General features: G+C 63.1%; 6 protein-coding genes. 3 read left to right on the forward strand and 3 right to left on the reverse strand.

Annotated features, from left to right (window positions below):
* The first annotated feature begins 5 nt into the window (after nucleotides 1–5).
* The 3 genes from H0485_RS17925 (at nucleotide 6) to H0485_RS17935 (ending at nucleotide 8206) form a co-directional block, all read left to right on the forward strand.
* Complete coding sequence (locus H0485_RS17925) at nucleotides 6–1013, forward strand: Y-family DNA polymerase (protein ID WP_226937298.1); 1008 nt, start codon at nucleotides 6–8, stop codon at nucleotides 1011–1013.
* Entirely contained in the window at nucleotides 1010–4237 is a 3228-nt protein-coding gene (locus H0485_RS17930) for an error-prone DNA polymerase (RefSeq protein WP_226937299.1), read from the forward strand. The genes H0485_RS17925 and H0485_RS17930 overlap by 4 nt, the downstream gene beginning before the upstream one ends.
* Nucleotides 4238–4408: 171 nt before the next feature.
* Complete coding sequence (locus tag H0485_RS17935) at nucleotides 4409–8206, forward strand: SIR2 family protein (RefSeq protein ID WP_226937300.1); 3798 nt, start codon at nucleotides 4409–4411, stop codon at nucleotides 8204–8206.
* Nucleotides 8207–8432: 226 nt separating this feature from the next.
* Here the strand turns inward: H0485_RS17935 and H0485_RS17940 are convergent, their stop codons facing one another.
* The 3 genes from H0485_RS17940 to H0485_RS17950 all read right to left on the reverse strand — a co-directional run bounded on the left by H0485_RS17940 (nucleotide 8433) and on the right by H0485_RS17950 (nucleotide 9924).
* Nucleotides 8433–8819 (reverse strand): helix-turn-helix domain-containing protein, encoded by a 387-nt coding sequence (locus tag H0485_RS17940; protein WP_226937301.1) that lies wholly within the window; start codon nucleotides 8817–8819, stop codon nucleotides 8433–8435.
* Between the two features lie 272 nt (nucleotides 8820–9091).
* Nucleotides 9092–9553, reverse strand: a complete 462-nt coding sequence (locus H0485_RS17945; RefSeq protein ID WP_226937302.1) for a CHAD domain-containing protein — start codon at nucleotides 9551–9553, stop codon at nucleotides 9092–9094.
* Nucleotides 9554–9606: 53 nt separating this feature from the next.
* The gene (locus tag H0485_RS17950) at nucleotides 9607–9924 is read right to left on the reverse strand and encodes an H-NS histone family protein (protein WP_226937303.1); all 318 of its coding nucleotides are present in this window, start codon (nucleotides 9922–9924) and stop codon (nucleotides 9607–9609) included.
* Nucleotides 9925–10019: the final 95 nt, after the last annotated feature.

A 10019-nucleotide genomic window follows, 5' to 3' on the forward strand; every position in this document is an offset into this window, starting at 1 on the left:
GAGGCGTGATCCCGGAAGGCGGGTTGCTCTCTCAGCTCGGCCCGATGCCGGTGAGCGCGCTGCGGATTGAAGCTCCGGTCGCCGACGGTCTGACCCGCCTCGGACTGCACAAGATCGCCGACCTGACCGCTGTGCCCCGGGCACCACTGGCGCGCCGGTTCGGCGCGGAACTTCTTCGCCGTCTGGATCAGGCGCTCGGGACCCAGGCTGAACCCGTCGCTGCCGAGGCGGATGCCCTGCATTTCGGGGTGCGGATGACCCTGCCCGAGCCGATCGGGCTCACAGCCGATGTCATGGGGGTGCTCGACCGGCTGTTGATCCGGCTTTGCGACAAGCTGGCATCGGCCCAGATGGGGGCCCGGGCTGTCCGGCTGGAACTCATGCGCGTAGATCGTTCGGCTGCCGTGGTTAACGTCGGTATAGCTCGCGCAATGCGCGACCCGGTCCGGATCTCGGCCCTGTTCCTCAAGGGGGTGGATGAGGTGGATTCCGGCTTCGGGATCGACGGGCTGCGCCTCACCGCCACGGTGACCGAATCGCTGGCTCCCGAGCAGATCGGCAACGCGCAGGCGCGGGCCGAAGATGAGCTTTCTGACTTGATCTCGCGGATCGGCAATCGGCTGGGCTTCGATGCGGTGCAGCGTTTCCTTCCGGCAAGCAGCCGCATTCCAGAACGCAGCTTCCTGACCGTCCCGGCCGCCTATGCGGCAACAGAAGCGTTTCCGGCAAAGCGGCGCCCCCGCCGTCCCATCACTCTCTTTCCGGCGGAAGTCCTAGCTCAGGTCTCTGGTAGTCCGCCCGCCCGGTTCAGCTGGCGGCGGATGGGTTTCACCACCCTGCGGGCACATGGCCCGGAGCGGATCACCCCCGAATGGTGGTTTGACGACCCCGCCTGGCGTTCTGGCGTCCGCGACTATTGGCGGATCGAAACCAATGAGGGGCCCCGGCTTTGGCTCTTTCGCACCCCACAGTCGGGAGCTCGGGACTGGTATGCGCAGGGGGTATTCCTGTGATTCCTCACGCCGAGCTTTGCGTGACCTCGAACTTCACCTTTTTGCGCGGTGCTTCGCATCCCGAGGAGCTGGTAAAGCGGGCGGCCGAGCTTGGCCTCACGGCCATAGCCATCACCGACCGGAACTCGGTCGCCGGTGTGGTACGGGCGTTTTCGGCGCTGAAGGAACTGTCGCGGGTTGCGGAGGAAGCGGGGCAGGGATCGCCTTTGCCCCGGCTGATCCCAGGAGCGCGGCTCATGCTGACCGACAGCAAGGTGGAATGGGTGGCGCTGCCCACCGATCTGGCGGCCTGGTCACGGCTGACGCGGCTCTTGTCACTCGGCAAGCGGCGCGCCGAAAAGGGCAGCTGCCATATCGGCCTCGCCGATCTCGAGGAATGGGGTAGGGGGATGGTGCTGATCGCTCTGCCGCCCGATCCGCTGGAAGCGACCGGCTTCGAGCGGGATCTGCGTAGGATCGCCGCTCGCTTTGCCGGCCAGTGCTTCCTTGGTGCTGCACCCCGCTATGACGGGCAGGATCAGGAGCGGCTTGATCGTTTGGCCGAGATTTCGCAGGCGACCGGCCTGCCCAAAGTCGCTGTAGGCGATGTTCTGATGCACCGCTCGAACCGGCGGCCGCTCGCAGATGTCCTGACCTGCATCCGCGAGGGCTGCACCATCGACAGCATTGGCGACCGGAGGCTTGCCAATGGCGAGCACCGCCTCAAATCCGGCGAGGAACTCGCCCGTATCTTTCACCGTTATCCGGCTGCCCTGCGCCGGACCGTCGAGATCGCTGATCGCTGTGCCTTCCGCATGGACCAGTTGCGATACCAATACCCCGACGAGGCCCGGGACGGGGAGCCTGCTCAGTCCCGGCTTGAGCGACTGGCACGCGAAGGGCTGCATTGGCGCTATCCGGGCGGGCCGCCGCCAAAAATCGTCTCTCGTGTCGAGAAGGAGCTGCACCTGATCGCCGAGGTCGAATACGCCCCCTATTTCCTGACCGTCTACGACATCGTCAGTTTCGCGCGCTCGAAAGGCATCCTCTGTCAGGGCCGGGGATCGGCCGCGAACTCCGTCGTCTGCTACCTCTTGGGCATCACCGAGGTTCCGCCCGAGAGCATCACCCTGATCTTCGAGCGCTTCATTTCGAAAGAACGCGGCGAGCCGCCGGATATCGACGTGGATTTCGAACACGAGCGCCGCGAAGAGGTGATCCAGTGGATCTATGAGCGCTATACCCGCGAGCGCGCCGGCCTGACCGCTGTGGTGATCCATTTCCGCTCCCGCGCCGCGATCCGTGAGGTAGGCAAAGTCATGGGGCTTTCGCAGGACGTGATCGCCCGGCTCGCGGGGCAGATCTGGGGCTGGTCCTCCTCGGCACCCGGCGAGGACCGCTTGCGCGAGGCAGGCCTCAGCCCCGAGGACAACCGTGTGGCCCTGGCCGTGAAGCTGATCGGCGAGATCATCGGCTTCCCTCGGCATTTGTCGCAGCATGTCGGCGGCTTTGTCATCACCCAAGGACGGCTCGACGAGCTCTGCCCCATCGAGAACGCCGCGATGGAGGACCGCACTGTTATCGAATGGGATAAGGACGATATCGACGCGCTTGGCCTGTTGAAGGTGGATATCCTCGCGCTTGGCATGCTGACAGCAATCCGCAAGGCCTTTGGCCTGATAGAGGATCACAGGGACGAGCAGCTGACGCTGGCAAACATCCCGCCCGAGGACGGCCGGGTCTATGACATGCTCTGCAAGGCAGATGCGATCGGGGTGTTTCAGGTCGAAAGCCGGGCGCAGCTCAACTTCCTGCCCCGGATGAAGCCTCGGAGATTCTACGATCTGGTTTGCGAGGTGGCCATCGTTCGCCCCGGGCCGATCCAGGGTGGCATGGTCCATCCGTTCATCAATCGTCGGCAGGGTAGGGAGAAGGTCGAGGATCTGGGTCCCGCCATGATGGAGGTGCTGGGCCGCACCTATGGCGTGCCGCTCTTCCAGGAGCAGGCGATGCAGATCGCCGTGGTCGCGGCAGGCTTCACGCCCGCCGAGGCCGACCGGCTGCGCCGATCGCTCGCAACTTTCAAGCGCATGGGCACCATCGGCGGTTTCCGGGATCGCTTTGTCGGTGGCATGCTGGAGCGCGGCTATGACGCGGAGTTCGCGGCGCGCTGCTTTGCCCAGATTGAGGGTTTCGGCAGCTATGGCTTCCCGGAAAGCCATGCCGCCAGCTTCGCCCGGCTGGTCTATGTCTCGGCCTGGCTGAAACGCCACCATCAGGCGATCTTCACCTGCGCGCTGCTGAATGCGCAGCCGATGGGCTTCTATGCGCCTGCCCAACTGGTGCGCGATGCGCGGGATCACGGCGTCGAGGTTCGGCCGGTTTCGGTCAATGACTCGGTCTGGGATTGCACCATTGAACCCCGGGCTGATGGCTCTCACGCTCTGCGGCTCGGCTTTCGCCAGGTAAAAGGAATGCGCGAGGAGGATGCGATCTGGATCAAGGCCGCGCGCGGCAACGGCTATCCAGATGTCGAAAGCGTCTGGCGCCGCGCAGGGCTGCGACCAGACGCACTGGATCGGCTGGCCGAGGCGGATGGCTTTGCCGGCCTTGGCCTCTCCCGGCGAGATGCGCTCTGGCAGGCCAAGGCCCTGAAGGCGCGGAAACCGCTGCCGCTGTTCGGACTGGATGGCGAAGGGGGGCATGAACCGCTGGTCGAGCTCCCCCGTATGACGCTCGGCCAGGAGATCATAGAAGACTATCTGGCTCTGCGCCTGTCGCTCCGCGCCCATCCTATAGAGATCCTGCGCCCTAACCTGCCGGAATGCCTGCCAGCGGCGTCAGTCCTTCAGGCGAAGGGCCGGATTCAACTCACAGGCCTGGTCATCACCCGGCAGCGTCCCGGCACGGCCTCTGGTGTGGTCTTCCTCACCCTTGAGGACGAAACTGGCACTGCGAATGTCGTGGTCTGGAAAAAGGTCTATGAGGCGTTCCGCGCCGCTGTGGTCGCCGGGCGGCTATTGCGGGTGACCGGCCGGATCGAGCGCGACGGTCAGGTCACCCATCTGATCGCTGAACGCATCGAGGATCTGTCAGCACGGCTTTCCACCATCGGGCACCAGCTGCGGATCGGGGCCGAGACGGAGAGGGCAGGGGAGACCGTCAGGCCGACCAGGACGGCGGGGAGGGCGCGGCACCCGAGGGAGCAGGCGAAGAAGCTGTTCTCGAGCCGGGATTTTCATTGAAGTCGCGCATCGTGTGCTGGCCATGTTCAGTGAAATGTCCTGAGCCAGAGCGTGCGAGGCATTGCCCTTTTCGGCCCAAAGCTGACGCTCGCGCCTACTGGATACCACATGGTAGGGTTCCCCGTAGCAGTCATTCGACAACACTGACCGATCCGGGTTAGACATTGCTCTATGCGCTTCTTCGCCAACGGTCCCTCTATCCCAGATGATCTTCTGATCGCGCGCGACGCGGGCGATGTCATCTTCTTCTGCGGCGCAGGCGTGTCCCGCCACCGCGCTGGTCTACCCGACTTTCTCAAGCTGGGCGGCGATGTCATCGATCTCCTCGGAGCCGGCGAGGAAAGCCTCGCCCGTAAGCTATTCCGCCGGATCAAGGAACTCGATCCGATCGACGGCGTGGGCGGACTCATTGCCACTGATCGCATCTTCAGCCTGCTCGAACGCGAGTTCGAGCAGCGAGATGTCCGGAATGCCGTCGCGCGCGCCATCAAGCCCCCGGGCGATCCAGACCTCAGCGCGCACCGGACCCTGATCGACCTGTCCCGGGGCCGCGACGGCACGGTCCGCTTGGTCACCACCAATTTCGACCTGCTGTTCGAGGCGGCAGCCCCCACCATAGACTGCTCCGGGCCACCGGACCTGCCCAATCCTCGCGGTGCTGGCTTTAGCGGGATTGTGCATCTCCACGGACGCGTGAATGCCGAATATTCAGGCCCGGGCGATGAAGAGTTCATTGTCTCCAGCGCCGACTTCGGTCGCGCCTATCTGTCCGACGGCTGGGCGACCCATTTTATGCAGTCGCTGCTTACGCGCTTTCAGATTGTCTTCGTCGGCTACGGTGCCGACGATCCGCCTATTCAGTATTTGCTGGAAGCGCTCAATCTCCACGCCGGCAATCGCAGCCGGCTGTTCGCATTCCAGCCAGGAAGCAATACCGACGATGCCGCGCTTTGGGAGCATCGCGGCGTGCGAGCGATCCCGTTCGACAATAGTCAGGGCTATGATCCGCTATGGGATAGTCTTGCGGCTTGGGCCGAGCGTGCGCGCGACGTCGATGGTTGGTACGCCAGTCTACTCGAATCCGCGTCTACGGGACCCGCTGCACTCGATCCGCATGTGCGCGGCCAAATCGCCCATGTGCTTTCGACCCGAGAGGGCGCCCGGCGCATCAGCACCGCCGACACGCCACTTCCGGCATCATGGTTGCTGGCGCTCGATCCGCGCCAGCGCTTCGATAAGCCGGCTCCCATCGATCCCTATGGCGAATCCAGCGAGCGGATCGATCCCTATGAGAGTCTGTCGCTCGACTTTGACACACCGCCGCAGCCGATCGACGAGGACGATGCCCTTCAAAAGCGCCATGTGCCCGAAGGCTCGTGGAGTGCGTTCGTGCCGACCCGCTTCGATCAGGAGGATGGGCAGGAAGCCGGCTTCGGCGCCTTCTGCGGCGGCCAAGCCAACCTAACCGGTCCGCTCAACACGCGCCTCGACCACCTCGGCATCTGGTTCCACCGCGTCGCTCATCAGCCTGTTGCCCTGTGGTGGGCGGCGGCACGTGGCCCCCTCCATCCGCGCATCGTCGCGATGATCGAAGCCTGGCTCCGTCAGGACCCGAGCCGCTGGCCGGATGACATTCGGCGCGGCTGGCGCTTCCTGTTCGAAAGTTGGTCCGATAGCCGGGTGGAACCCAATCAGGGCTATTTCGAGCTTGTCTCGCGGGTCGCACGCGAAGGCTGGTCGGAAGCGCGCGTGCGCGACTATGCGGCGCTGTTCCGGCCCCGGCTGCGGGTCGACCGCAAGTTCGACGTGCCGCATCCGCTTTCCTGGACCGACAGTAGCCGTCCGAGTCCGTTGGTCTCATATGATGTCGACTATCCGCATCCCTACGAGCTGTTGCCGATCCCCGACGAACGGCTCGCTTATGCGGTCACGCGCTTTCGCGAGAACCTCGACCTGGCACGTTCCCTTGAGGCCGAAATATCTGGCCACGACTATGTCTATATGCAGACGACACGGCCAGACGACGGCGGACCTCCGATCGCCCATGATAGCTATGGCATCACAGGCCCGATCGCGCTGTTCCTCCAACTGATGGAACGGTTGGTTGACTTTGCGCCCGAGCGTGCACTTAGCGAGATTGCCCAATGGCCCGGAGACGACCACTATATTTTTGGCCGCCTGCGCATTTGGGCTGCGAGCAATAGGATCGTCCCGGCAGCGGAAGCGGCGAACATCCTGCTCGGTTTCCCCGACAATTTATTCTGGGGCTCGGAGCATCAGCGCGACCTTCTTTATGCGATCCGCGACCGTTGGCCCGACTTCTCGGCCGAAGATCGAGCTCGATTCGAGCAACGCATCCTCACTACGGCTTTCCCTTGGGCGGAGAGCACCCCCGCTGGCAAGGCGCGCGTCGAGGCTCATCGTCGGCTCGATCGCCTGCATTGGCTGTCCCGCCAGGGACTGGTTTTCTCGTTCGACGTCGAGGCGGAAATGGCAGCGCTTCGTCCGATAGCGGAAACGTGGTCCGAGCGCTCTGGCGAGGAGGCGGCGAACTCGAATGCGCCGGTCGTCCGCAGCATCGACACTGATGCCAACCCGCGCGTGCTTGACCATGTGCCGATTGGTGAGATCCTAGACCGTGCCCGGCAAGCAGGCGAATCTGACTTCTTCGACAATGTCGGGCGCCGACCATTCATTGGCCTCGCAGAGGAGAAACCCGCCCGCGCGCTCGCAGCCCTCACCGATGCCGCGCGCAAGGGCGACGTCCCGCTCTCCTTCTGGTCTGCCTTCCTCCATGCCGAGAAGCGCAAGTCCGATCCCGCGCGGCTCGCACGGACAATCGGCGGTCGCCTCGCGTCCTTACAACCGGCCGAACTCAGCACCGTCGCCTATCCGGTGACCGAATGGCTGCATGGCCTAGGCGAGCGCCTTTTCGTCGAACTCGCAACTGTGCTGGAGCGCTTGTGGGCCCCCTTGATGGCCGCACTTCCTTTGCGCAATGACGACCGCAAGCACCGCGTCGACAGTAGTTGGGCGAACGACGCGTTGAACGCGCCGGCCGGCAAGCTCTCCAGCCTGCTCATGCAGGATCCGTCGACCAAGGGTCGCGAACTTGGCCAGGGTTTCCCCGAAGATTGGACGCGTCGTCAGGAGCAACTGCTTGCGCTGCCAAGCGACATGCGCCGCCACTCGCTCGTGATGCTGGGGTTTCAAATCAACTGGCTGTTCGCCATCGCGCCCGATTGGACCACGGCAAACCTGCTGACCGTGGTGAATGACGAGGGCGACGACGGCGACGCCCTATGGGATGGCATCCTTTGGGCGGCGCGAGTGCCGAGCCGGACGCTATACGAGCGCCTGAAGCCGGGGCTTCTTTCGCGTGCGATGTCGCCCAAGCGGCGTCGCGCCGAAGCCAGTGTCATCAGTGGCTTCCTGCTGAGCGGCTGGGGCGGGAGTCTCGACGCCGATCCGCCCGAGCAACTCGTTACAAGTGCCGAGTTTCGCGAGATTCTCGTCGAGAGTGATGATGACCTGCGCGGGCAGATTCTGTGGCATCTGGAGCGTTGGTCGACGGAGCCGGAAGCCAAGTGGCGCGCACGCCTGGTGCCATTCCTCACGGATGTCTGGCCGAGGCACCGGGCGATGCGGACGCCGGAAATGTCCGCCCGCCTCGTACATCTTGCTTTGGCGAGCGGCGACTTGTTTCCGCAGATTGTGGAAGTGATCCTGCCGCGATTGGTGCCTGTGCGGGGGGGAGTGCTGCGTGGACTGCAAGTCCACTCAGGGGCTGAAAACAATCTGGTGACGATCTATCCTGCCGTCATGCTCAACCTTCTCTGGGCGATCCTCGCCGAGGATGCGATGCTCTGGCCTTACAACACCGAGGAGGTTCTTGAAGCCCTCGCCGAGGCGCGCGAAACCCAGGCCGATCCCCGCCTGTCAGAACTGCGGCGCCGGCGTGCGGGCTGAGTGAATGGCGGAAATGCAGTCTCAATGCTTTAAGGTGGTCGACATTGAAACCGAGTGGCAGCTTTGTTCGCTGACCACCCGGGTGGACCCACTTCCTGAATGACGGCTTTCCGCCCATTTCGTTCGTGAAGGTCAAGACTGTGGGCGTCATGTTGAAGTGTTGCCTTGTTTCGCCGACCATCGCTTTTCAAGTAGAGCATGAGCCGCTGAGGCCCGCCCGCCAGTGTCAGCTTTCCTGATTGTTGTGGCGTCTTGAATTCTCGATGAGGCCCAAAAATACGAGCCTGATTTCTTCTGGCAGCGCAAAGTAGGCCTTCAGGAGCCGATGACGCTCGCCGAGGCGCTGCAAGGTCGAAAATTTTGACAGTTCCCCTGCATCCGCCTGTGAGGCCGCCATGTTGAGGATCGCTTGCGGGCCTACTTCAAGAACTTTGGCGATCTTCAGCAATCGGTGCGTTGAGAGGCTGTTTCGGCCAGCTTCGTGCTTTTGCAGCTGTTGATAGCTGATGCCGATTTCGGAGGCGACATCTGCCAGTGACAGGCCGCGCTTTTTCCGCAGCGTCTTCAGCCTCTCGCCGAGGCGTCTGTCGAAATCATCCAGATCACCGTCCAACTCGGTTTACCCTTTACCGGGCAGAAGCGAATGCTGCGGTACGCCCCCGCAATCGCTTCCTGACCCATGATCGGGGAGTTGGAAAACCGAACCTGTCCGGTCCCTATGACCTTTAGCACCGGAGCGCCTGGACATACGTCACAGGCTCCCCGACCGCATGGTCAAGGAATCGGCGCCGTTTCGGCCGACGCCAATACCGACAGGTTCAGGGGTTTCCACGCCCCGGGGACGACGCGTGGCGTCCCCAAGGGCAGTATATCGGTTTCAGGCGGTTAGGAGCAAGATGTTGCGTTGCTCGGTTCCAGAGCGCTCTGGTCAGGCGCCAGGGTCTTCGGTCGCGGGGGCAACTGGCGCATCAGGCCCATCGCCTCGCGCAGCTTTCGACCTGCAAGGTTCCAGTCGTGCCTGGGTTCATCCCAGCTTTGGGTCGAGGTGAGTTGTAGGTCCAGGTAGTCGCGGAACTCTTGTTCACCGACCCGGAGCTGGAATGAGTAGAGCCGATTGACGATTTCGCGCATCAATTCGCCCATCTCGTCATCGCTGATCCTGGAGACCTCCGACCATTGGAACTCCCGGCCGTTGGCATCGGTCACGATCACATCGGAATAGTCCCCGGTATGGCTGACGACGCCGGGACCCGCATGCAGGGTTTCAAGACAGGTATTGCGAACACAGATCAGCGCCATGGCCTTGGACATGACAGAGGCAATCTTGCGCTCAAGGTCGGTGGGCATGGCTTCCTCCTCTCGCAATGCGAGCGAGGGCCTGTCGTTCCCCGCCCTGTTGATCAGATCGCGAAATCTTCCAGCGACTTTCCGGAGGCCAGCGCGTCACCGATCCAGCCGGGTTTGCGCCCCCGGCCGGACCAGGTCAGTTCCGGGTTTTCTGGATGACGATATTTCGCTACCAAGGGAGAGCGTTTGCGCGCGGTTGCCGCATCGGCAAGTTCCTCGAACGAATAACCGAGTTCGCGGGCCAACTCATCGACCCTGGCGCGGGCCTCGGCTTTGCGGCGATCTTCAAAGGAGGTGATCGCCTTGGCGACTGACTTTTCCAGTTGTTTCAGTTCGCTTAGCGAAAGCGCGTCGAGGTTGATATCGGTCATCAAGGTCCCCTTTGTTCTTTAACATTGATAGGGCAGCGTGCAGTGATGGGCAATTTCCCATTCGGGGACATAGTCAGACATGGTTGCGTGCTCTA

The sequence above is a fragment of the Pseudogemmobacter faecipullorum genome, assembly GCF_020539525.1.
GTDB classification, from domain to species: domain Bacteria; phylum Pseudomonadota; class Alphaproteobacteria; order Rhodobacterales; family Rhodobacteraceae; genus Pseudogemmobacter; species Pseudogemmobacter faecipullorum.

What these genes read in the sequence shown, in the direction of transcription:
- H0485_RS17935 (WP_226937300.1), top strand. Translation starts at nt 4,409, where the DNA reads ATGCGCTTCTTCGCCAACGGTCCCTCTATCCCAGATGATCTTCTGATC.
- H0485_RS17950 (WP_226937303.1), bottom strand. Translation starts at nt 9,924, where the DNA reads ATGACCGATATCAACCTCGACGCGCTTTCGCTAAGCGAACTGAAACAA.
- H0485_RS17945 (WP_226937302.1), bottom strand. Translation starts at nt 9,553, where the DNA reads ATGCCCACCGACCTTGAGCGCAAGATTGCCTCTGTCATGTCCAAGGCC.